At 45.9% G+C, this 22,318-nt stretch carries 21 protein-coding genes; 10 read left to right on the plus strand and 11 right to left on the minus strand.

Annotation, left to right across the window (positions count from 1 at the left end):
• Window positions 1-8: 8 nt before the first annotated feature.
• From K0O23_RS18980 to K0O23_RS18990, 3 genes are all read left to right on the plus strand, one after another.
• Entirely contained in the window at window positions 9-437 is a 429-nt protein-coding gene (locus K0O23_RS18980; RefSeq protein WP_219879035.1) for a DoxX family protein, read from the plus strand.
• A gap of 378 nt (window positions 438-815) precedes the next feature.
• Window positions 816-1,076, plus strand: coding sequence for a hypothetical protein (locus K0O23_RS18985; RefSeq protein ID WP_219879036.1), 261 nt, complete (start codon window positions 816-818; stop codon window positions 1,074-1,076).
• Window positions 1,077-1,173: 97 nt separating this feature from the next.
• Window positions 1,174-1,353 (plus strand): DUF1059 domain-containing protein, encoded by a 180-nt coding sequence (locus tag K0O23_RS18990; RefSeq protein WP_219879037.1) that lies wholly within the window; start codon window positions 1,174-1,176, stop codon window positions 1,351-1,353.
• Window positions 1,354-1,490: 137 nt separating this feature from the next.
• Here the strand turns inward: K0O23_RS18990 and K0O23_RS18995 are convergent, their stop codons facing one another.
• From K0O23_RS18995 to uvrA, 9 genes are all read right to left on the minus strand, one after another.
• Complete coding sequence (locus tag K0O23_RS18995) at window positions 1,491-2,228, minus strand: hypothetical protein (protein WP_219879038.1); 738 nt, start codon at window positions 2,226-2,228, stop codon at window positions 1,491-1,493.
• Between the two features lie 96 nt (window positions 2,229-2,324).
• Entirely contained in the window at window positions 2,325-3,164 is an 840-nt protein-coding gene (locus K0O23_RS19000; protein ID WP_219879039.1) for an anti-sigma factor, read from the minus strand.
• Window positions 3,157-3,711 (minus strand): RNA polymerase sigma factor, encoded by a 555-nt coding sequence (locus K0O23_RS19005; protein WP_246597220.1) that lies wholly within the window; start codon window positions 3,709-3,711, stop codon window positions 3,157-3,159. The genes K0O23_RS19000 and K0O23_RS19005 overlap by 8 nt, the downstream gene beginning before the upstream one ends.
• A gap of 286 nt (window positions 3,712-3,997) precedes the next feature.
• On the minus strand, window positions 3,998-4,798 hold the full coding sequence (locus K0O23_RS19010; protein ID WP_219879040.1) for a ferritin-like domain-containing protein: 801 nt from the start codon (window positions 4,796-4,798) through the stop codon (window positions 3,998-4,000).
• A gap of 13 nt (window positions 4,799-4,811) precedes the next feature.
• Window positions 4,812-5,531 carry a ferritin-like domain-containing protein gene (locus tag K0O23_RS19015; protein WP_246597221.1) on the minus strand — a complete coding sequence of 240 codons (720 nt, stop codon included), beginning with the start codon at window positions 5,529-5,531 and terminating at the stop codon, window positions 4,812-4,814.
• Window positions 5,532-5,920: 389 nt separating this feature from the next.
• On the minus strand, window positions 5,921-8,515 hold the full coding sequence (locus K0O23_RS19020; RefSeq protein WP_219879041.1) for a PAS domain-containing protein: 2,595 nt from the start codon (window positions 8,513-8,515) through the stop codon (window positions 5,921-5,923).
• Between the two features lie 307 nt (window positions 8,516-8,822).
• A complete protein-coding gene (locus K0O23_RS19025) occupies window positions 8,823-9,608 on the minus strand; it encodes a bestrophin-like domain (RefSeq protein ID WP_246597222.1) in 786 nt (261 codons plus the stop codon).
• Window positions 9,609-9,826: 218 nt separating this feature from the next.
• Window positions 9,827-10,636 (minus strand): tRNA pseudouridine synthase A, encoded by an 810-nt coding sequence (locus K0O23_RS19030; RefSeq protein WP_219879042.1) that lies wholly within the window; start codon window positions 10,634-10,636, stop codon window positions 9,827-9,829.
• Between the two features lie 111 nt (window positions 10,637-10,747).
• The gene (gene uvrA, locus K0O23_RS19035) at window positions 10,748-13,291 is read right to left on the minus strand and encodes an excinuclease ABC subunit UvrA (protein WP_219879043.1); all 2,544 of its coding nucleotides are present in this window, start codon (window positions 13,289-13,291) and stop codon (window positions 10,748-10,750) included.
• 207 nt (window positions 13,292-13,498) lie between these two features.
• On the opposite strand from uvrA, the gene K0O23_RS19040 reads away from it, so the two are divergent.
• From K0O23_RS19040 to K0O23_RS19055, 4 genes are all read left to right on the plus strand, one after another.
• Window positions 13,499-14,026: a hypothetical protein gene (locus K0O23_RS19040; protein ID WP_219879044.1), complete on the plus strand. Its 528-nt coding sequence runs from the start codon at window positions 13,499-13,501 to the stop codon at window positions 14,024-14,026.
• Between the two features lie 272 nt (window positions 14,027-14,298).
• Window positions 14,299-14,799 carry a hypothetical protein gene (locus tag K0O23_RS19045; RefSeq protein WP_219879045.1) on the plus strand — a complete coding sequence of 167 codons (501 nt, stop codon included), beginning with the start codon at window positions 14,299-14,301 and terminating at the stop codon, window positions 14,797-14,799.
• 39 nt (window positions 14,800-14,838) lie between these two features.
• The gene (locus K0O23_RS19050) at window positions 14,839-15,087 is read left to right on the plus strand and encodes a hypothetical protein (RefSeq protein WP_219879046.1); all 249 of its coding nucleotides are present in this window, start codon (window positions 14,839-14,841) and stop codon (window positions 15,085-15,087) included.
• Window positions 15,088-15,435: 348 nt separating this feature from the next.
• Window positions 15,436-16,932: a serine hydrolase gene (locus K0O23_RS19055; RefSeq protein ID WP_219879047.1), complete on the plus strand. Its 1,497-nt coding sequence runs from the start codon at window positions 15,436-15,438 to the stop codon at window positions 16,930-16,932.
• 97 nt (window positions 16,933-17,029) lie between these two features.
• On the opposite strand, the gene K0O23_RS19060 is transcribed toward K0O23_RS19055, so the two are convergent.
• On the minus strand, window positions 17,030-17,440 hold the full coding sequence (locus K0O23_RS19060) for a hypothetical protein (protein WP_219879048.1): 411 nt from the start codon (window positions 17,438-17,440) through the stop codon (window positions 17,030-17,032).
• A 164-nt stretch (window positions 17,441-17,604) separates the two neighbouring features.
• Here K0O23_RS19060 and K0O23_RS19065 point away from each other — a divergent pair, with 164 nt between their 5' ends.
• The 3 genes from K0O23_RS19065 (at window position 17,605) to K0O23_RS19075 (ending at window position 21,324) form a co-directional block, all read left to right on the plus strand.
• Window positions 17,605-19,353, plus strand: coding sequence for an ABC transporter ATP-binding protein (locus K0O23_RS19065; RefSeq protein ID WP_219879049.1), 1,749 nt, complete (start codon window positions 17,605-17,607; stop codon window positions 19,351-19,353).
• 811 nt (window positions 19,354-20,164) lie between these two features.
• Entirely contained in the window at window positions 20,165-20,713 is a 549-nt protein-coding gene (locus K0O23_RS19070) for an RNA polymerase sigma factor (RefSeq protein WP_219879050.1), read from the plus strand.
• Entirely contained in the window at window positions 20,710-21,324 is a 615-nt protein-coding gene (locus K0O23_RS19075; protein ID WP_219879051.1) for a cupin domain-containing protein, read from the plus strand. The genes K0O23_RS19070 and K0O23_RS19075 overlap by 4 nt, the downstream gene beginning before the upstream one ends.
• Before the next feature lie 91 nt (window positions 21,325-21,415).
• Here the strand turns inward: K0O23_RS19075 and K0O23_RS19080 are convergent, their stop codons facing one another.
• Window positions 21,416-22,168, minus strand: coding sequence for an alpha/beta fold hydrolase (locus tag K0O23_RS19080; protein ID WP_317195715.1), 753 nt, complete (start codon window positions 22,166-22,168; stop codon window positions 21,416-21,418).
• Between the last annotated feature and the right edge of the window lie 150 nt (window positions 22,169-22,318).

The following is a 22,318-nucleotide window of genomic DNA, read 5'->3' on the forward strand; positions in this document are numbered from 1 at the left end:
ATATTGAAATGGATAGATTTCTGGGAAAGTATAATCCGCAATTATATGCCATACTTCGAATTGTAGCGGGTTTCTTGTTTGCTATGCACGGTACACAAAAGCTGTTTGGCTGGCCAGGTGGCGGCGATACTGGAGAACTGGCTTCTCTAATGGGTTTGGCTGGTATCATCGAGCTTGTTGGAGGGCTAATGATTGCATTCGGGCTGCTTACCAGTTGGGCTGCTTTTATTGCGAGTGGCGAAATGGCAGTGGCATACTTCAAAGCACATGCGTCTGAAGCCTTATGGCCCATCCTTAACGGGGGCGAACTTGCCGTGCTTTACTGTTTTTTGTTTCTATACATGGCTGCCAGAGGATCTGGTATCTGGAGTGTTGATGCGGCCATGGGCAGAGGAAACAGAGCCGGTGTTCCAGGAAATCGGAACTATACTCCCTGAGTTACTACATCATGCAAAGTTACGAGCAGCAAGCACCTGCATTTATGACTTTAAAGAATTGAGGTACAATTAAGTATTTAATTACGACCACAACCTGTTATAAACCAATCAAAAGAGCCATAACTGAGAGATCCGTTATGGCTCTTTTGATTAAGCACAATGGCTAGTTTTTAACTACTATAGTTTAGTCGGCACTTTCCATATAAAACCAACCTTACGTAGCAAGTAGTAATATTAGCTGATTCAGTTCATCACCTGTTTATTTCAGGTATTCTTATAAATGTTAAAAAAATAATATATAAATTCAGGTTGATATAATACAATTATATAATTATTACGTACAAGTATAAATTCTTCAACTTTTATACTTGGTTCACTATGAAATATGCGTTAATCCTACAATCAGAATTTCATCATCCTAACTTCTGGGTTTGCTTTGCCGTGGCCGAAACGCGTGAAAATTTGCAAAAAAACCTCTGCTACGACCCAACAGTTCAGTTGCTGCTGCATAAAGGATTCTACAAAGGCAACCCTATAGATGAGATAGAATTACCTAGTTGCGCCTCCGGCAGTTTTGCGCATTTTATTGTATGTGAACTCGATGTACCCAAAGGTATTGCTCTTCGCTACGAACTGTAAGAACTTGTAGTTGAAGGCGATTGGTAACAGCAAAAGCACGTGATGTAGGACGTGTACATACGGAAATCATTTATTAATCGATAAACTTAACTGACCTATGAAAACCTTAAAATGCCGTGACGTTGGTTTTGACTGCAACGGCGATGTAAAGGCCAGAACTGAGCAGGAAGTGCTACAACAAGCTGCCAAAGATGCTCACGAAGTGCATGGCGTTACTGTAACTCCTCAGATGGCGGAACAAATTAAAACCAGGATCAAAGACGACGGTGTAAACTAAGTTGTTTGTATCTGTGAAATCTATCGTTCACTGACCGGCGCAGGCTAAATGCCTGTGCCTTTTTTGTCACTTTTAAGTTTATAGTATCGGGCTGGCGTGGTATTGGAACCTAAGTATCATAGTAACATAGGCTCAGCCTATTCCCATGAGTCGTAACCCTCATCAGTGAGGTCCTCTTGGTTATCTATTTCAGAGGCTGTAATTTCAGCGACAGCCAATAAACTTTCTGCCAGTTCCTGTTGCTTTTCGTCATAGATCAGTTCCCCGCGCAGCAGAAAGCGGTTTGCATCCAGTAGCACTTCATAAATAGGAGTATGGATGTGCTTTGGTATTTTGAATAGACGGGGGTCATTTTTGGTAAAAGGGGTTGCTACTTTAGAGTTGTACAGGTAGGGGATAAGTGTTTTGGAACAGCTGATGGCGATGCGATTTATTTTATGCTCCCCAAAGTATGACTGCAGTCTTTCGTTAATATTTTCGAAGAACTCTACTGTCTCACCCAGCCTTACCCTCGACCCGGCCCTGGACTTGCCTTTTGTTTTAAGGTATTTTATCTGGCTTTTTCCTTGCTTTTTCCGCACCATGTAGGAGCGAAATACCTTATGGTCCAGATTAACTCCATTCTCAAAATACCCTATGGCGCAGTTACCGGATTGTATCAGCAGAATCACATAATTTATATTTTCCTGGTCAATCGCAGAGCAATTAGCCGGGTAGGTAAATGTGATCGGTAGCCGAAAGTATAGTTGCTCATTGCCTGCCTCATCATAAAGTATAAGCCTGTGCTTTTCTGGTTCGTATTCTGTTCTAAAAGCGAAATTTTGTATAGTACGAAGCAGGGCAGCTGTGCTTTCCTGTGGTAAAAGTCTGTTCATCAGAAGAGGTAAAAGTATAGCCATGCTATTACTTATTGTAAGCGTGGCTGTCCTGTTGGCTAGGGAGCCGGTAAAACAGGTGAGTTAATTCTAAGTTTAAGCCTTTACTTTACCCATTACCATCAATTGCTCCAGCGTAGGATTAACGCTTCCGCCGGCAGGCTCCAGGGTAACGGCAAATGCCTGAGCAGATTTAATAGGTTTCATTTTCAGTAACCCGGCAGTTTTTTCTGCTTCAAGTGGAATCATGCCTGCATCTACAGGGTTTCCGTCATCCAGCGCCCACAATTGATACTGCATGCCTGCAGGTGCTACCGGTAGCTTAATTTCATCAATGTATACTTCTTGTTTCTGAGAGTTCCAGTACACAATCATGTTTGCACCAGGGTGTGCCGCCACACCCTCCAGCGTTACTGGCTGGTAAGACGGGTCACGTAAGATAGAGATAGCTTCTTGTAGTTGCTGTGTTCTGAGCGAAGTATTCTGTACGTTCTGTGCCATTAACTGCTCAGAGGCCGAAACAGCGGCCAGACGTTCTTCGGCCTGCTGCCATTTTGTGTAAAAGTTATAGCTGAGCATACCAGATATAAGAAACAGAACAATGCTGGCAGCAAACATCCATTTGTAAGGCGAAGCCTCTTCTGTATGAGGCGCAGAAAACGGAACTACATTGTTACCCTTTTCTGATGTAAACGTTTGTTCCGTTGGTGTTTCAGATTCTATCTGTGAAAGAATCCTGTTCTTAAGCGAAGGTCTCGGAGTAACAGCATGCAAAGCAGCATAAGACTCCATCGCAGCGCAAGCCTCATCTAAAGCTGCACGTATCTCAGGTGATGCTGCGGCACGCTGTTCCACCTCCATACGCTCTGTCTGCGTTAGGCCGCCTGCTGCATAAAGCTCAAGCACTCCGGATGCCAAGTATTCTTCGTTAGACACTTCCTTTAAATAATTTTGATAACATTTTAACCGCGCTGCGCGCCCTGGTTTTTACTGTACCCAATGGAATGTTGTATTCTTCAGAGATCTCACTTTGCGTTAGCCCTTCAAAGTACATCAAGTTGATTATTTTTTGCTGATCAGGACTTAGTTTTTCGACTACCTCCCGCACACCGATATGATCGGGGTTGAAGGTATTGCTGGTAAACTCGGCTTGATTTGCAGGTGTTATGGAATCTGTAGATACTTTCATCCGGAATTCTTTGGAGCGTATCTTATCAATGGCAAGATTCCTGCAAATATTGATCATCCATGTAAATAGTCTACCTTTCTGTGCATCATAGCTGTCAAAAGAGCGCCATATTTTTACGAAGGCCTCCTGCAGCACATCCTCAGCAATCTCCTCAGTTTTTACAATTTGCAGAATAACGCCATACAGCGTTGCACTGTACATATCGTACAGCAACGATACTGCCGCATTATCTCTGGTGCGCAAACGGGCTACCAGGTCTTCTTCGCTAATTTTTTGTACCGTGTTATCTGACAAGGAGGTTCTACTGTTTAATAACTAACCCTTGGATAGGGTTCATCAAAATTAATTAATATTCCAGAATATTGTTAATTAACTTCTAACCCAATAAAAGGTTTTATAAAAACAGTTTTACTGATGTATAGCCTAGACACTTTTAAATGCCTAAGGGTAACGGCTATTCTGAATCTACAGTATTTGTGCGGCGGGCAAAATGGTATTTTAATTTATTTATAAGAAGAGCTGAGAACAGCTCTTCTTATAATTACCAGATAGTTTCTTTAAAAATTTTACCTGATGTAACTTATTCGAACAGCGACACGATCTGCGCCACCTGTTCTTTAGTTAGCGGCTCATCAAAGGCGGCAGTTGCAATGGCTGCTGAGTAACCGGCGCCTACAGTTTTAACATCGTTAATGCCTCCTTGCATTACGTTGTCTTCACCGGCGTAAACGGGTTGCGCTCCTGCAGGTACATTGCTGTTAGCACCTGCTCCTTCTATCCAGCCTTTAACACCACGCATTCGCCTTACATGTGCAGCGTGGCGTGCCTCAACTGAGTGTATTTGCAGTGCAACCGTAAGCACCGTGTCGTTATTTATCAGGTTGGCTGCCTGGCCCTTGTAGGCTCTCACACCAGTATCCTCAAATGCCTGTGCCAACGTCAGGAAGGTCTGATAACTCGTGTTCCAGTCTGGGAAGTTCTTGCCAAAATTAAAGGTTGGCTCGCTGATCGGTGTGCCGTTCAGGCTTGTTATCGTGGTTCGTAAAAGGTTTACGTGCTGCGCCTCATGTTCCTGTATTTTCTGTATGGCTGCTCTGGCAGCACTATCAGTTATAAGCCCTGATGCGGCAAGGCCCTGCGTATAAAAATTACGCTCCAGATACTCCAGTTTAAGCGCGAAGTTAAGCACATCCAGCACCATATTGCTGCTTTGCCCATAGGCTTTCTGAAAAACCGAGCCAAGTGCAAACGGTATTGCCGCAAGGGCAGTTTTTTTACCTATGCTGCCCATGTTCTTAAATACTTTTCTTCTTGAGTCCAGTCGGCCGTACACCTCCGGATCAAATTTTTCGATGTCCTCTATTATCTTAAATATGTTCATGATGATGGTCTCCTTACTTAGGTAAATTGTTTGCAGATATTTTGGTTACAATAAAAGGGGATGCAGCCTGTAGTACATCTGCCGGCATCATAGCCGGATCAAGGCCCTGGTTATTTGCCGAATCAGAGAAAGTGCCGTTTGTTATCAGGTCACGGATTACAGCAGCATGTCTTGCCTCTACCGAAACAATTTTACCAGCAAGCGTAAGGAAACCGGCATTCTCAAGGTACTGGCCGGCGCCGTTGTAAGCTGCAACACCCAGGTCTTCAAAAGTGCGGGCGGTAGTAAGTATACTGCTCTTGTCATTAAAGTTGATAGACGAGAAGTTTACTTCCAGATCAGGAATGGCAGCGCTGCCGAGTGCTGCTTTCAGAAAGTCTCTGTGGATGCTTTCGTGGCCTTTCAGGTCCTGCATGATCTGCTGTTCTGTCTGGCTGAAAACACTTAAGGAGCGGGCTACCACTTCGGTATAAAAGGCAGCTTCCAGTTGCTCCAGTGCATAGGCATAATTCAGAATACCTGTATCTCCCGAGCCAAGGTCTACGGCTTCAGGGTCTGTCATCCCGTCATCATCATCGTCGCAGGATGTAGTGAGCAGCAGGGTAGTAGCCAAAGCGGTGGCACCTGCATAGCGCAGAAACATGCGCCGCTGCGGAGCATATAAACCGGATCCTTCCCGAGTATCCAGCTTCTCTTTTTTCTGTGTTGGTTTTTCCATAATTCTGAAATTCATTAACGGTTTAACTTCTGCAGGTTTAAACAGAATACCCACAGTGAAGCAAGACCTACGAACCAGCAGTATGAACCGGATTGCACAGGAGTCTTATTTTTGAAAAAATTTATGGATTCAGGGGGCAGATCGGGATTCTTGAACGGTAACTGCAGGCTTAGTGATCTGGCTGGGAAGGAAGAGGAAAGGTTTACACTACAGAGTAAAAGTATAAAAGAGAACTGATTTCAGGGCACGGGTCTACTTTATGAACTATAAGTAACTTACGCTAAATTAGTAACCTGTTTTATAGATGTAAAGGACGAAGTATACAGAAGCCACAGCTAATAGAAAACATCAGTCAGGGGAGATGTACCTGTTTAGCACCAGGCGAAAGTTTAATAAAGTATAAGTTAGCTTTTAAAGTACACTCTAAAAGTAGAGCCAACACTTGGTTCACTTTCTACTTCAATGCGGCCATCGGCGTTTTCCACGATCCGTTTAACCATATACAAGCCGATACCTGAGCCTTCCACATGGTCGTGCAGGCGGCTGAACATTGCAAAGAGTTTTTGCCTGCCTGCCTTATTCATTCCCAGACCATTATCAACTACTTCCAGCACAACATATGCCCCGTCGGGGTAGCAGTTAAGCTTAATGTCTGGCTTGCGCACTGGTGAGCTATACTTAATGGCATTAGAAAGGAGGTTATATACAACAGAGCGCAGGTTTTTTTGAGAAAAACGAATGGCAGGGCATTTATCTACGTCGATTGTTAATTTTGCCCCGGCAGCCTCCAACTGCGGTGACAGGTCCAGCCGTACATCATTGATCACTTCCAGGAGGTCAACCACTACTATTTCATGGTTATTTTCCTTTTGTAGTTTAATGATTTCCGTAAGGTGCTCAATAGTGCGCTTAAACCTGGCAATAGAATCTTCGATCATACTTTTAACGCGCACCATTTCCCGCGTTGCCAGCGTTTCTTCGGTTATTGACTCTAGCAGGATGTTTACTAAACCCTCAATGTTGTAGATCGGGGCTTTAAGGTCGTGTGAGGCGGTATAGATAAAGTTATCGAGATCTATTTTAGTGCGTATGAGCTGTTTATTTGTAGCTGTTAGTTCCTCATTTGTGGCAGCTAATTTTCTGGTCAGCGTCAGGGCCTCCTTTTCTCTCTCTTCAACCAACAGGCGGGCCTCCGTTTGTTCGGTTACATCCGTTACCAATGTAAAGAAACCCTCTACAACTCCATCCCTCATATCAGGTACATAGCTGGTTCGGATGTATTTAACAAAATCCTCGCGGTAAGGCATCTTTGTTTCATAGTTAAGCCGCTCACCAGATAGTGCACGATCAATATAACCTTTAACCGTTTGGTATGCCTTTTCTCCCACAACTTCGCGCACCGGCCGACCTAGCAACTCTTCTGACTTTAAAGGGAACCAGGTTTCGTAGGCCTTATTCGCAAAACGGTATTTTTCTTCTTTATCCAGATATCCGATAAGTACAGGTAAAGAGTCGGTAACAAGTCTTAGTTGTTTTGCACTTGCTTCTACGGCCTTACGGGCCTCTACCTGCTCAGTAATTTCCAGGGCAAACACTACTACACCATCCACATTGCCATGCTCATCAAAGTGGGCCTGCTGTATATACCTGAAGTATCTTTCTTCTAATAATCCGGTTTTCGGGTGGATTAACGGGATCAGGAGTTCCTGTTCTTCGTGGGTTTTGCCCGTGTTATATACTTCCCGGAACGTCTTATACACCCGATTATCTTTGATCTCTGGCAAGGCTACTAGGATTGGTTTTCCTAAAAGGTCACGGCCAGGAAACAGTTGGGCATAGGCCGGGTTAACCAATTCGTAAACAAAATCTGCGCCTGACAGAATACAAATAGGAGCGGGAGCCTCCATAAACAGCTGGTGCAGGCGATTACGCTGTGCCTCGGTTTCGCCCTGGGATTGCTGTAGTGCTTTTGTCCTTTCTATTACCCTTTGTTCGAGCTCCTGGTTTAAGTCTTTGAGTTTGAACTGGGTCTGCTGCAACTCCGCATTCGTATTTTTAAGCTGCAGGTTTAGTTCTTTCAGGTCATGTTCCCTTTGCTCTACTTTTCGGCGCGCCTCTACCTGCTGGGTTACCTCGTAGGCAAATACCATTATACCTTCTATGTTATCCTCAATGTCGCGGATAGCCTGATACGTAAAGTTGTAGAAATTATGGCCCAGGCCACCGGTGTTTTCGTGGTCGAGCTGCACTTTCATCTCGTGGGCATAAAAGCTTTCGCCGGTGCGGTAAACCTGATCAAGAAGGTCAAATATAGGCTGACCGGCTAGCTCTGGCATGGCTTCGGCAATAGGCATGCCTACTATAGGGCGATTGCCAACCAAAGTCTGGTAGAGTGGGTTAACCAGCTTGAATTTATGTTGAGGACCTTCAAAAATGCAGATCATAGCCGGTGCCTGCATAAAAATATTGTGCAGCTTCTTTCGCTCCAGATCGGCTTCAGCGCGTGCGTAGTTCAGTTCTGTTTCTGTCTGGTTCTGTTTCCCAAGTACCTTCCTTAGCTGCTGCTCGTACTTTTCCACTTGCTTTTTAGAAAGCTCCTGGTCCGTAATGTCGATAACCTTATGTATGATGTATTCGATTGTACCTTCATTATTTAGTACAGGTGTATTGATTGTCTGCCAGTATTTCTCCTCAAAGCCACCTGTTTCATTCAGGATATCGTAGCGGTGCAGATCTATCTGATGTTGCTTTTTGTTTTCCAGAACCCAGTTAAGGGAGTAACGCAGATCTATACTTTTGCCGTTTTCTGTAGCGGGTTTATCTGGAAATACATCGAATAAGTATTGCCCTAACAGGCTTTTGCGCTCTTTGTGTGTAATCTTTAAATAGATGTCGCTGGCTGCAAGTATAACCTGGTCAGGTGACAGAATCAGGTAAAGTTCAGGTAAGGCTTCAAATACGTGGAGTAGTTCCGGTGGAAGGGAAGCAATTTTTGTCATGTTTTTACTCATTTGTGCAGGTGGCCTTACCAATACTTTAAAAATCTGGATTTAATATAAAAGACTGGCAGATACCATGTGCAGAAAAAACTTTTATAAAGTATGCCTGTAAAAATAGTTCAACCCCCACCTATCATTTAGTCAATAGCAATTATTTTACTGATAACTCCAACATCAAAAGCGTGCATATGTTCAGGGCAGAATCTTTGTTATACTTTTAAGAGACTATCAGCATATGACATAATTTTGGAGCCAGTATTTTAAGGATTGTACTTTAGCATTACCGGGAGAGCATTAGAAATACCTGCTAATCGTTTTTCAGTAGCAGCATACTGTTTTGGTTAACTTTAATGATTCCGCGCTTTGGCCTGTCGAGATCTATAACAATGAATACCACAAGGCATATCAGAAAGGTCATCATCATAGCAGGTGTAGTTGTCCTTTTTTTGCCCAGTCCGCTGGCATAGCCTATTAAAGCTCCAGACATAATGAACACCACAAACAACAGCATCAGGATCACTTCGGGTACATGCAATTGCAGCAGCGCATTGTATTCGCCGTGGGCATCAATCATATTATTCAGCGCACTGATAAAGTAGCCAGTTGTTACAGCCCTCGGATCAACCCGTGCAGCCTGAATTGCAGTTACCCATATTTCATGTTGTTTACTTTTTGTGGCATTATCCAGGCGCTGCTGGTCGGTTACCATGGCATAGTCTGTATTGCTTACTTCCAGGCGCAGGTTTATATAATGCTGCAGTTGCTGGTGTGCAATAGTGTCGTAAGGTTCGGGTAGTAACTGTGTTCTTAATAATGCAGTGCCTATTGCATTTGCCTCATGTATAACGGCCTGGCTACGGTTATTATAGCGTTGCAGCGCCATATTAAAGGTAAAGCCTAGTATAAGGGCAAGTAAGCCGAGTGTACCTGCCTGTATGGTGTTGGTATGAGATTTTACATCTGAATCTGTTTTACTCTGGTAGTGGTGTCCGAACCTGTAACCCAACTCATTAGCTATCAGGATCAGGCCAAACAGAATAGTTACAATCAGAACACTGTTCAGGTTATACATGATCTCTTTTGATGCCTCCATTTTACATCCAATTAGTAAAATGTAAATACACGCAGCCATAAGTTTATGGCTAAGGTGTATACGCACACTTTATACAAACGTGCAAGGAAGTATAGAAATCATAAACACTCAAAGTATAGCAAGGTAGTAGTAAGACTAATCGATGCATGTTATGGATTCACTAAAAGCCGGTTATGCCTAAATGTCTGAAGTATAGCTTGTGCCAGCAGCGTTGTTTTCTAAAAAGGTTGCCAGCCGGCCTCGGTGTGATTGTACAGAGCTGTAGCAAACGAACTGCGTGGGTTAATGTCAAGGTAGGGGTATGTGACTTTAGAGAGGTAAAGGCCCTGCGGGTGGGCAGGTGTAAGATGCCTGGGTAGACTTGTTCCTGCCAGGTAACTTTCAAACTCATCTATACTTAGTTTACCGGTTCCAATCCGGAGCAGTTTACCAACAATGATCCTGATCATCCTGCTCAGGTACCTGTTGGCAGATATCCGAAATCGTAGCCTGCTGCCATTGGCATTGATAAACCAGTCGGCTGACGTGATGTTACAGATGGTACTTGTATGGTCTGCCGGGGTAATGCACAGTGCTCTGTAGTCGTGGTAATGAGGGAGCAGGGCAGTAGCCACCTTCATATTATCGAGGTTAAGGTTGTCAAGCAAGTACAGGGAGCTCACGTTACTCAGGAAAGGGTCTTTGTAAGTATGGATAAAATAATCGTAGCTCCTTTGTATGGCGTCGAACCTGGCATGTGGTAATCCTTCCATCGGGATAATATCGAAAACGGCTATGTCTGGTGGTAACACTTTGTTTAGCCGGAAAAGCAGGTCAAACTCCCACGGTTCCGCCATATCCAGATGAAAGAAGAATTGACTGGCATGTACACCGGCATCTGTCCTGCCGCATCCTACAATGTTTACCGGTTTTTTAAGGATGCGTTGCAGAGCATCTTCAATAACCTGTTGTACATTTATGGCATAAGGGTGGCGCTGCCAGCCTCTGTAATTACTGCCATCGTAGGCTATATGGAAAAAATATCTCAAGAATGATGAATCTTTTGGGTGTCGGTAATCTGCTGCAATATAATGAGTTTAAATTCGTGTAAAGAATGGCAAGTAGATGGCTGAGGGCATAGTTGGACTTTTGTTAAGGTATTACTTTTTATGAAGCAGCTGCTGTAAAAAAGGGGCCGTTTTACTTTTATCAGATTTTGCCACTTCTTCCGGAGTGCCCGCTACAACTATCTTTCCGCCTTCCTCGCCTGCCCCCGGACCTATGTCTATTACCCAGTCGCTGCCAGCCACGACGCGCATGGTATGCTCAACAACAATCACAGTGTTGCCGGCTTCCACCAGTTTATCGAGCTGTGCCAGTAGTTTTTCAACGTCAGCGGGGTGAAGGCCGGTGGTTGGCTCGTCGAGTATGTAAAGTGTGTTGCCACGCTGTGCCTTTTGCAGTTCTGTGGCCAGTTTAATACGCTGTGCTTCGCCTCCTGAAAGCTCCGTAGCCGGCTGGCCGAGGCGCAAGTATCCCAGGCCAACTTCCCGTAAAACAGTAAGCGCCCGGTATACTTGTGGCTCTTCGTCAAAAAACTTCCAGGCGGCATCTACGGTCATACTTAGCACGTCAGCAATGTTCTTGTCACGGTACGTTACTTCCAGGGTTTTTGCGTTGTAGCGCGCACCGTGGCAAACAGGGCAGGGAGCGTATACACTAGGCAGAAAGAGCAGCTCCACCATTACAAACCCTTCGCCCAGGCAGTTTTCACAGCGGCCTTTGGCAACGTTAAATGAGAATCGTCCGGCATCATACCGGCGTGCCTTTGCCATTGGCGTGTCAGCAAACAGTTTGCGCACATGGTCAAACAACCCTGTATAGGTAGCCATGTTGGAGCGTGGCGTACGGCCAATTGGTTTCTGGTCTACGCGCACCAGCCGTTTTATACTTTCCATGCCTTCGCGTATATGTCCTGCCGTGTGCAAGGGCGCTGCTCGTTCCAGTTCTGCTCCTTCCTCTTCCTCAATAGTGATAACGTGGCCCAGGTGTTCGGCTACAAGTTCTACCAGCACCTGGCTCACCAAACTGGACTTTCCCGATCCTGATACGCCGGTAACGGTAGTGAAAACACCCAGCGGGAAAGTAGCTTCTATGTCATGCAGGTTGTTGCGTGATACCCCGCTAAGCCTGAGCCATCCGGCTGGCCTGCGGCGTTTCCGCACAGGAGTTTCAGTCTGACCAAACAGGTACGATGCCGTTTGAGAGGCCTTTACTTTCTGCAGTCCTTCCGGGGGACCACTGTAAAGTATTTGGCCGCCTTTCTCTCCGGCTTCCGGACCCACATCTACCAGCCAGTCGGCATGCCGGATAACATCCAGATTATGCTCTACGATAAACAACGAATTGCCAGCCTTTTTTAAGCCTTCCAGCGCCGATAACAGGGCAAGCGTATCTGATGGGTGCAGGCCTGCAGATGGCTCGTCGAGCACGTACACCACACCAAATAGATGGGAGTAGAGTTGTGTGGCAAGTCGTAGGCGCTGCAGCTCACCCGGCGATAATGTTGGCGTACTCCGCTCCAGCGAAAGATAACCTAGTCCCAGGTCGAGCAGCACTTGTATGCGGGCTACCAGATCTTCTGCGATGCGTTGCGCTACAATGGTTTGTTCCGGATGTTCTGCCTCCTGTTTTTCGTGACCGGTGGCTGTCCCGTCTGCAAATGGTTTTAGTATGGTGGCCACTGTTTTTAGGGGCAGCCTGGAAAGTTCTGTAATATCATAGCCGGCAAACTTTACGGCCAGTGATTCAGGGCGCAGTCGCTTGCCCTGGCAATTGGGGCAGTCGGTGCTGAGCATGAACTGCATTACCCGCTTTTTCATGAGAGGGCTGTTCGTGTTGGCAAACGTATGAAATACGTGTCGCCTGGCGCTGCTGAAGGTTCCCATATAATTCGGTTCTTCCTTTCGTTTAAGGGCACGTTTGGTTTGCTCAGGTGTATAGCCAGGATAGACAGGTACTCTGGGCTGTTCGTCAGTAAACAGTATCCAGTCGCGGTCTTTTTGGGAGAGTTCACGCCAGGGTTTATCTACATCGTAGCCCAGCGTTACCAGTATGTCGCGCTGGTTTTGTCCGCCCCAGGCCGTGGGCCAGGCGGCTATTGCTCTTTCCCGAATGGTAAGAGAGTCATCGGGCACCATCGATCTTTCGGTAACTTCATAAATACGACCCAGGCCATGACATTGAGGGCAGGCTCCTTCTGCAGTGTTAGGAGAAAATGCTTCGGCATATATAATAGGTTGGCCCGGAGGATAGTCGCCGGCACGTGAGTACAACATACGCACGAGGTTTGAAAGCGTGGAAACACTGCCTACAGACGAACGTGTGGTTGGTGTTCCGCGCTGTTGCTGCAGTGCAACGGCCGGTGGAAGCCCCTCAATGGCGTCTACTTCTGGTACTGCCATCTGGTGGAAAAGCCTTCGGGCATACGGCGACACAGACTCCAGGTAACGGCGCTGCGCCTCTGCGTAAAGCGTACCAAAGGCCAGCGACGACTTGCCTGATCCCGACACCCCAGTAAACACGACCAGGGCATCGCGTGGAATAGACAGGTCTATGTTTTTAAGGTTGTGCTCACGTGCTCCACGTACTGTTACATAACCGGAGAACTCTGAAGGTCTGTTTTTAAGTGGTTTTATTGCCATGCACTAAAGTAATTAAATGCTGCGGCTGGTATCCAAACAGCCGCGTAAACGTTAGAACATCTTTTACTGCAACAAGCTATAATGTGTTTTAGCTGAACTGCCTTCAACAGAGCCTGGTACGTACAATGGAAAAGTAGGAGAGTCTGAGCCGGGACGGGCCACAAGAACCGATAAGTATACTGCACAATGAGATATACTTTACTATTAATGCTATTTCTTTGCTCCTGCGCCACACAACGTCAGGCAGAGAAATTCTTTGATAAAAACACGGACAAGCTGGCGGATTACATTGACAGGAATTTGGGTTACACCCGCGACTATGGGAGTTTGTATGCCGTCAGGCATTTCCCTCCAACGTTTTATCCGCCAGCCATCAGACCAACCGTGCAGTTTGTGCCGGGCAGGCTTCATTTGGTGCCAATGATCGAAAGAATTCCCGCATCTTTACCGTTTCCAGCCTACACCAAATGCCCCGAATGCCAGCCTGCTATTGTTACCCAGACTGTATACGTGGAAGACACTGTTCGGCTGGATGCTATCCGCATGGAACTTAACAAGGAGCGCCAGGCCCATGGATCTGTAAAAGAGCAGCTAAAGCAAACAGAAGCCGAGCGTGATTACTGGCAGGAAATGAACCGGAAAAAGTTCTGGACCCTGATCTTGATGGCGGTGTTTGCGGCGCTCTATATAATTTTTAAAGTGTTGGCAGCACGGGTGCGGGAAACAGAAGTATAAACCATACCTGTTTGCCTGGCTTATACTTTTATACTTAGGGATGCTATACCCAACCTATCTTTAAGTAAAATTTCTGTTTTACTTGATATCTACAACATAAAGTTCTGGCAGAACGCAGCAATTTAGCATGGTAATTTCTGGTAAAGACCAAAGTATAAAAGTAGTTGTTTAGTAGTTCCGGTGCAGAACAGGGTAATCGGCTTAACTTAAACCGCAACGCTTAAGTGTCGTTTATAAAAGGGAGTAATTTTTAACTAACCTAAAGTATAACTATGGACAGACGAAACAGAGATCGCTACGAAAACGACAATTACGGAAGAGAATACGGCGGCTACGAAGGCTACAACAATGATGAGCACTATCACAGCGCCAGAAACATTACCAATGAGTTTGAGCGGGACTATCGCAGTGAAAGATCCCATCATAATGACGATCGCCACCGCTATAATCCAGATCGCACATACCACGAAGGCGACATGGATGGTATGTATGAACAACGCAGAAGAGAAAGGGATGATTTCAGAGCTAACTCCGGCTACCAGCAAAACGACTGGAGCCAGAACAGAAGTTACCCTGAAAGTATGAGCCGCGACCGCGATAGGTTCAGTAATTACCAGGATGATTACAGAAGCTATCGAAGCATGCAGAACAGAGACAGAGGCCAGCAACAACGCGGCAACATGCGCCAAGGTTATGGCATCTCTGATTTTGGAGGAACCTCTGACCGTTACAATACTTTAAGCAGCAGCCAAGGCATGAGTGGAAATGAGTAGTCTTATCATGGTAATAGAGACTCTGGCTTTGGCAGCAGTATGGGAGATTCTTCTATACATTCAGACAGGGGCATACCAAATTATGGCATACGCAACTCCTCTGATAACTACGGCAGTAGCCTTGGCAGCTCTTATGGTGGCAGAAACTATGGTGGCGGTACGGGCTATTCTAGTGGCCACCGTGGCGGCGCTTTCGGTAACAGCACGTACGGCGGCCGAAGCAGCAGCGGCAGGGGAGACACCTCTCACAACTCCGACAGAGGCACCCGGGAATTAGGTGGTTTTTAGTAACGAACTAGTATAAAAGAAACAGCCGCTGCCTAAACGCAGCGGCTGTTTCTTTTATACTTTAACTACAGTTACTTTATAGAGCGTAATCTGGCTGAAACTTGAATTGACCGTGTCAAATGCAATGCATACCAAAATTATAAATGAAAGCTTTTGAAGCTGTCTTAACATAACAGTTCATACTTCTGAGACTACACTAAAACACAAGTTGCTGATAAACAGCACTTAGGTATTCGTGGCTGTGTTTGGTTTTGCCGGGCTAAGATGGTAGCTTGCAGTGTGCTGGCGGAAAAGGGAGGCTGCACAATGCAGCGTGGGTACGTTTTTAATAATAAAAATCTACACATCATGCCAATGACTGATCTGTTTAAACCGGTAAGGTTCTTTTTATTTTTCACTTCTGTTTTTTTCTTCACAACTAACGCAAAAGCCCAGGTTGATGATGGTTCAGAACTCTTCAAAACCCTGCAAGCTAAAGACAGTCTTATATTTGATATTAGTTTTAATACGTGTGATGTAAGCCAGTTCGAAAACCTGTTAACCAGTGACTTTGAATTTTACCACGACATATCAGGTATCACCAAAACCAGAGCAGCGTTTATAGAGAGTATACGAAACGGTATTTGCAACCTGGACTATAAACCTCGAAGGGAGTTGGTAGAAGGTAGCCTGCAGGTTTTCCCGCTAAAGCAAAACGGCAAAGTATATGGAGCCATCCAAACAGGTAAGCACCGTTTTTTCGCCATCGAAAAAAACAAGCCGGAGTACTTTACAAGCGTTGCAAGGTTTACGCATTTATGGCTATTGGAGAATGGTACCTGGAAACTTAAACGCGCACTAAGCTACGATCATCTTACCAAAGACATACCAGCCGAGCAAAACAACCTGGCGGATGCTGCCATGGAGCAATGGATCCGCGAATTAAATGTACCCGCACTTGGCTTGGGCATTATCCGGGAAGGAAAATTGAAGCAGGTTAAAGTATACGGTGAACTGAGTAAAGGCGAACCGGCACCTTACAATACCATTTTTAATGCAGCCTCTTTAGCGAAACCGGTCACGGCCATGGTAGCACTTAAGCTGGTAAGCATGGGCAAATGGAGCCTAGACGAACCCCTGCACAAATACTGGACAGACCCTGACCTGAAAAAAGACCCGCGGCATAAAAAGCTTACCACCCGGCATGTTCTAAGTCAGCAAAGCGGTTTTCCTAACTGGCGCAGCGATTCTGGCCTGGCCTTTGAATTTGACCCTGGCACAAAGTACCAATACTCCGGCGAAGGAATCGAATACCTGAGAAAAGCATTGGAAAAGAAGTTTAAGACAACGCTGGATAAACTGGCTGCCACCCTGCTGTTCGAGCCACTGCAGATGACGGATACACGGTTTTTCTGGGATGAGAAAATGAATGAATCGCGTTTTGCGAAGTGGCATAACGCAGAAGGAAAGTTGTACGAAACCTACAAGAATAAAAGTGCTAACGGTGCCGACGATCTGCTGACAACTGTAGAAGATTACGGCAGATTCCTGGTCTCTGTAATGCAGGGCGAAGGTCTTTCGGAAGAGGTTTTCCGGGAGATGACGAGCCAGCAGGTAAAAACTAAAGAAGATAAGTACTTTGGCCTAGGCTGGGAAGTATACGACCTCGGAAACGGGGAGTATGCATTATCCCATGGAGGAGCTGATAAAGGCGTTCAGGCGCTGGTGTTTATACTTCCAGAATCCGGAGACGGCTTGCTGATCTTTACCAATGTAGATGACGGTTACAAAGTATACGAGAGGCTGATAAAAACCCATTTAGGTGCTAACGGGCAAAAGCTGTTTGATATCGAAATGGGCAATTAACCTTTAATCTTCTGCAGGTTTGTCTACTACGCTTTTTACTGCTCTTTCAAGTAGCTGTATCCGAAAGCTCTTTGCCGGGATTATTCTTATGAATAAGTTAAAATCTATCCTCAATCCATAACTTTCGTGCAACGCCTATGCCGGTTCTGTTACCCTGGCCGCCTGCTCTTAGTAAAATGGCTACGTTTTGCCCCGGCCTCAATTCGCTTATACTTACAGAAAGCCCTTCCGAATCCACCATCTGGGCAGTTGGCAGCACAAGCACATAGGCGCGGTCGTAGCGGGAGTCCGGCGACGGCGACAGCCTTTCTACCTCCAGTATTACCTGCCCATCGCTGTACTGGCTCGAAAGTATACTTCCTCTTATATCTACCCGCTGGGGCGCCAGGCTTCTGTTTGTTTCTATCGGAGAGCTGGCAGGTGCATTACCGCTCTGGCAACCTGACAAGCAAAGGCTTATTAAGAAAGTTAATGCACCCAGCCAATTCCTTACATCTTTAGTTATCATTTATTTATACTTTGGTCTGTTATTGATTAACGGTGTTATACCGATGTGGGATGTGCTGTGGTCGGCCGAAGTATAGGTATTTGTTGGCATGGCATGCTTATCTGCAGCAGATAAATGATAGTTAATTTAATTAGCCTTAATTTCGGACTGAAACAAAAACAGAAATGCCAAAATCAAAGAAACTAAAGAACGTAACCGTAGCACAGGTTTTCAGAACCATTATCTGGCCGCGTAAGAAGTACCTGACTGTCGGGTTGGTGCTGATCATCATTAGTCGCCTGGCTGGATTAGTATTGCCGGGAGCAAGTAAGTTCCTGATAGACGATGTGATCCCGAACGGAGACAGTACGATGCTTAAATGGCTGATCGGAGCAGTTGTGGCGGCTATCGTGATACAATCTGTTACCTCATTCGCGCTAACGCAGATACTGAGCGTAGAGGCGCAGCACCTAATTTCGCAGCTCCGGGCAAAGGTGCAACGGCACATCATCCAATTGCCCATCCGCTTTTTCGACAACACTAAAACAGGGGAACTGGTGTCGCGTATTATGACGGATGTAGAAGGGGTAAGAAACCTGGTAGGTACCGGTTTTGCCCAGATGATAGGTGGTATATTAACTGCACTTATTTGCCTGGTTTTGCTTATGTACATTAGTCCCTTAATGACAGGTTTTGCCCTGATCCCGGTAGCTATTTTTGGGTTGATCTCATTGAAAGCTTTCGGAAAGATACGCCCTATTTTCAGGGAGCGCGGTGTGATAAATGCAGAAGTTACTGGCCGCCTGACTGAAACGCTGGGCGGTGTACGCGTGATAAAAGGATTTAATGCCGAGGAGCAGGAGATAAAAGTTTTTGAGAATGGTGTTACCCGACTTTTCCTGAATGTAAAGCAAAGCCTAACTACCACAAGCATGGTAACAAGTGCGGCTACCTTACTGCTTGGTCTGGCATCGGCGGGCATTATGGGCATAGGCGGCTACCTGATCATGAAAGGCGAACTTACCTTCGGCGATTTCCTGGCTTTTACGCTATACCTTGGTTTCATGATCGCACCTATACTTCAGATGAGCAACATCGGCAGCCAGTTTACAGAAGCCTTTGCCGGCCTTGACCGTACCGAAGAGATTCTGAACACGCCCCTCGAAAGTGAGGCCGGCCACAGATCATTACAGCTTGACACCATCCACGGAGACATCGTTTTCGACAACGTGTCGTTTGCGTATGAGACCGGGAAGGATGTAGTTAAAGAGATCAGCTTTAAAGCACCTGCTGGTTCTGTTACAGCCCTGGTTGGTACATCCGGTTCGGGTAAAACAACCATTGCAGGTTTAGCGGCTTCGTTCCTGAACCCCGACAGCGGCACTATTACCATTGACGGCCACGATTTAAACAACGTAACGCTGCAGAGCTACCGTAGCCAGCTAGGCGTTGTACTGCAGGACGACTTTCTGTTTGAAGGCACCATACGCCAGAATATACTTTTTCCTCGTCCAAATGCCACAGAAGAACAACTAATGCAGGCCGTGCAGGCAGCACACGTGCAGGAGTTTACAGATCGTTTTCCGGACGGACTGGACACGCTGATCGGGGAGAGGGGCGTGAAGCTTTCGGGTGGGCAGCGGCAGCGCATAGCCATTGCCCGGGCTATACTAGCCGACCCTCGCATACTTATACTTGACGAAGCTACTTCTAACTTGGATACGGAGAGCGAGAGCCTGATACAGGCCAGTCTGAAGAACCTGATGCAGGGCCGCACCACTTTCGTAATCGCCCACCGCCTCAGTACCATCCGCCAGGCTGATCAGATACTGGTAATAGAACAAGGGCATATAGTCGAGCAAGGACGCCACGATGAACTACTGGAAAAGCAGGGAAGGTATTATCAGCTTTATACTTACCAGGCGAGGATTTAAAATTTTAAAGATTATCGTGTCTTTAGTTATAACTAACTCAATTGCGTGATACAAAAGCAATTTGTTGGCTGATATAGGCAACTAACCCCTCTAAGGAGTATGGTCGTTTCATTCTGATATAAGTTGAATAAAAACATTTGTCATTCTGTAAAGTCATTGATCCCGGACTTATTTCGGGGAAACTTGGTAGAAGGGTGGTTAAGCTATCCTCCCAGCAACCAAGATCTCCCGAAGCAAGTCCGGGATGTTCCACTTTCAGGATGACAGAAAAATGAGAATTAAACGGCCCTATTGCTTGGGAGGTGCTACGGGTGGGTTTATACATTCACAGCATTTCAACATTATCAACTTGAGTTAATAACTTCATATTTAGAGCTAACTATTGCCACTGTTTGAAACTCCTTTTTCATTGACTCTTCTCGTCTATACTTTTGTCTTCAGCGCTGAGCCAGAGCCTGCCTTTTCCTGTATTACTTTAACAGAGTAAAATGACCAACAGGGAAGCCATAAACCTTTTTCTCATTTATACTTATAATACAATACTATTCTATAGCCTTATTACAGGCGTGCATAAAGTATAAAAAGAGTGTCTGCTGCCTTCATAACATAGGTTTTAACATAGTTTGATCTATACTTTTGGGGTATCTATTAGTATAAGTGCCTATGGTACTGTAAACATCATCCGCAAATTACGTATAGCAATGTGTCCAATTTCCGGCCTGTGGCTGGGAGTAGCGCTTATCCTTTTGTTGAACAAAATGCCGCTTAATCGCTTAAAGTGACACTTGCATTAACCGGTTCATAATTAAGTATGTCAGGAATAGATTTTCAGGGAGAGACGGAGCAAAGTCTGGTTGCGGCTCTAAGGGAGGGCAGGCAAGAGATGCTCGGTAAACTGTACGATGCATATGCCCCTGTGATGATGGGTGTAATAAGCCGGATTGTACCTGATGTAGAGGTAGCGGAACAAGTATTGCATGAGACATTTGTCGCTATCTGGTCGCGCATTGGGGTGTACGATTCCTCTAAGGGCCGCCTGCTGACATGGGGACTGGCCATTGCCCGCGGAATTGCCTTGGAAGCTATAAAGACAGGACGCTTTAACTCAGCCGTAAATCCCGCAAATAAGCCCTCAGAAACTAACATACTGGAAAATAAAGCTTTACCTTTGCATAACGGGCAGGTAAAAAAGCAGGACTTATGTTCGCTGGCTCCAACCGAGAGATTAGTTTTAGAATTACTCTATTTAAAAGGCCGAACCTGTGCCGAAGCTGCAGGCGAACTGAATATGAAAGTAGCGGAGTTAAAAGCAGTATTGAGAAGCGCATTCATCCAACTAAAGGCAGAAAAATCAGCATGAACCCTGTTACAGAATTTATAGCGTCCGGCATACTGGAACTGTATGTGATGGGCGCTGCCAGTCCGGAAGATGTGCTTGCAGTAGAGAAAATGGCCGCTGCCCACCCGGAGGTTAAGCAGGAAATCGAACAGATAAGCCTGGCTATGGAACATTACGCCCAAACACATGCTGTAAAGCCACGCGCCACTGTTAAAACCCTAGTAATGGCTACCATCGATTACCTGGAGCGGATGAAGCATGGCGAACTGCCCGAATCTCCGCCGGTTCTCACACCTGCATCCTGTGTCAGTGATTACGAAAAATGGCTGCATCACCCGGATGCTATGCTTCCCGACGATGCAGAAGGAATCTATGCCCGCATTATAGGCTATACACCAACGGCGACAACAGCTATTATCTGGATCAGGGAAATGACTGAACCTGAAATGCACCACGACGAATACGAACGTTTCCTGATTCTTGAAGGTACCTGCAATTTTAAGTCGGGAGAACAAATGCACCCGCTCCAAGCTGGTGATTTCTTCTCTGTACCATTGCACACCCCCCATTTTGTAGAAGTAACATCCGACATTCCCTGCAAAGCCATTTTACAGCGCCTGAGTGTAGAATAAAATAAGTGTACAGTAAGCTTTCCTATAAAACAGAACAGCCGTCACGTAATCCGCAACGGCTGTTCTGTTTTACGGCTAATTTTTCAGCCTTTTACTGCCTTAAAAAATTTATCAGCGCTGTATTTAGCTCTTCCTTGTGCGTCAGGAATAAGCCATGCGGAGCATCCTTTATTTTAATGTACTTGTTGTTCCTTATTTCTTTAGAAGAATGGTCGCTACTTGTTTCGATGGGCACGATCTGGTCATCGTCTCCGTGAATGATAAGCGTTGGTACCGTTACGTTTCGTAGCTCCTGCCTGAAGTCAGTATTGGCCCAGGCTTTAGCAGTTTCGATCGTGGCTCGTGGCGAGGCAGCTGACGCAATGGCCCAGTCATACTCCAGCAGCTCTTCGCTTACCTTATCCTTGTGGTCGCTGTAGTTATAGAATTGCTTGCTGAACTCGGCCAAAAAAGTAACACGCTTGGTTTTTAGTGCCTCCATAATCTCGTTTAGCTTTTCTTCGGGCACACCGTCCGGGTTATCGTCTTTTTTCTTAACGATCGGGATGATGGAGCTGACAAGCACCGCCTTGTCCACGCGGTCGTTGCCAAACATGCCCAGGTAACGCACCACTTCGCCGCCACCCATCGAGAAACCAACCAGCACGCAATGGTGCAGGTCAAGCTGCTCTATCAGGGCGCGCAGGTCCTGGGTCAGCGAAGTATAATCATAATTTAACCAGGGCCGGTCAGAGTCGCCGAAACCCCGGCGATCGTAGGCAATGCACCTGAAGCCGGCATCTACAATGGCCTGTACCTGGTTCTCCCACATTTTGTGGCTCAGCGGCCAACCATGTATAAGTATAACAGGCTGACCGTCGCCATAGTCCTGGTAATTAACTCAAGTTGCGTGATAGTACACGCGGTTTAACACAAAAAATCTGTTCTGCCAGCGGCTGTTGTACGTTTTAAAGTTTGCAGACTTAATTCGTAACAGCCATGACAGAACAGACCA

Source organism: Pontibacter aydingkolensis, assembly GCF_019443125.1.
Lineage (GTDB): Bacteria > Bacteroidota > Bacteroidia > Cytophagales > Hymenobacteraceae > Pontibacter > Pontibacter aydingkolensis.

Coding starts and splice junctions, on each gene's coding strand:
- K0O23_RS18980 (WP_219879035.1), top strand. CDS start 9: ATGGATAGATTTCTGGGAAAGTATAATCCGCAATTATATGCCATACTT.
- K0O23_RS18985 (WP_219879036.1), top strand. CDS start 816: ATGAAATATGCGTTAATCCTACAATCAGAATTTCATCATCCTAACTTC.
- K0O23_RS18990 (WP_219879037.1), top strand. CDS start 1,174: ATGAAAACCTTAAAATGCCGTGACGTTGGTTTTGACTGCAACGGCGAT.
- K0O23_RS18995 (WP_219879038.1), bottom strand. CDS start 2,228: ATGAACAGACTTTTACCACAGGAAAGCACAGCTGCCCTGCTTCGTACT.
- K0O23_RS19010 (WP_219879040.1), bottom strand. CDS start 4,798: ATGAACATATTTAAGATAATAGAGGACATCGAAAAATTTGATCCGGAG.
- K0O23_RS19015 (WP_246597221.1), bottom strand. CDS start 5,531: ATGAATTTCAGAATTATGGAAAAACCAACACAGAAAAAAGAGAAGCTG.
- K0O23_RS19020 (WP_219879041.1), bottom strand. CDS start 8,515: ATGACAAAAATTGCTTCCCTTCCACCGGAACTACTCCACGTATTTGAA.
- K0O23_RS19025 (WP_246597222.1), bottom strand. CDS start 9,608: ATGGAGGCATCAAAAGAGATCATGTATAACCTGAACAGTGTTCTGATT.
- uvrA (WP_219879043.1), bottom strand. CDS start 13,291: ATGGCAATAAAACCACTTAAAAACAGACCTTCAGAGTTCTCCGGTTAT.
- K0O23_RS19040 (WP_219879044.1), top strand. CDS start 13,499: ATGCTATTTCTTTGCTCCTGCGCCACACAACGTCAGGCAGAGAAATTC.
- K0O23_RS19045 (WP_219879045.1), top strand. CDS start 14,299: ATGGACAGACGAAACAGAGATCGCTACGAAAACGACAATTACGGAAGA.
- K0O23_RS19050 (WP_219879046.1), top strand. CDS start 14,839: ATGGGAGATTCTTCTATACATTCAGACAGGGGCATACCAAATTATGGC.
- K0O23_RS19055 (WP_219879047.1), top strand. CDS start 15,436: ATGCCAATGACTGATCTGTTTAAACCGGTAAGGTTCTTTTTATTTTTC.
- K0O23_RS19060 (WP_219879048.1), bottom strand. CDS start 17,440: ATGATAACTAAAGATGTAAGGAATTGGCTGGGTGCATTAACTTTCTTA.
- K0O23_RS19065 (WP_219879049.1), top strand. CDS start 17,605: ATGCCAAAATCAAAGAAACTAAAGAACGTAACCGTAGCACAGGTTTTC.
- K0O23_RS19070 (WP_219879050.1), top strand. CDS start 20,165: ATGTCAGGAATAGATTTTCAGGGAGAGACGGAGCAAAGTCTGGTTGCG.
- K0O23_RS19075 (WP_219879051.1), top strand. CDS start 20,710: ATGAACCCTGTTACAGAATTTATAGCGTCCGGCATACTGGAACTGTAT.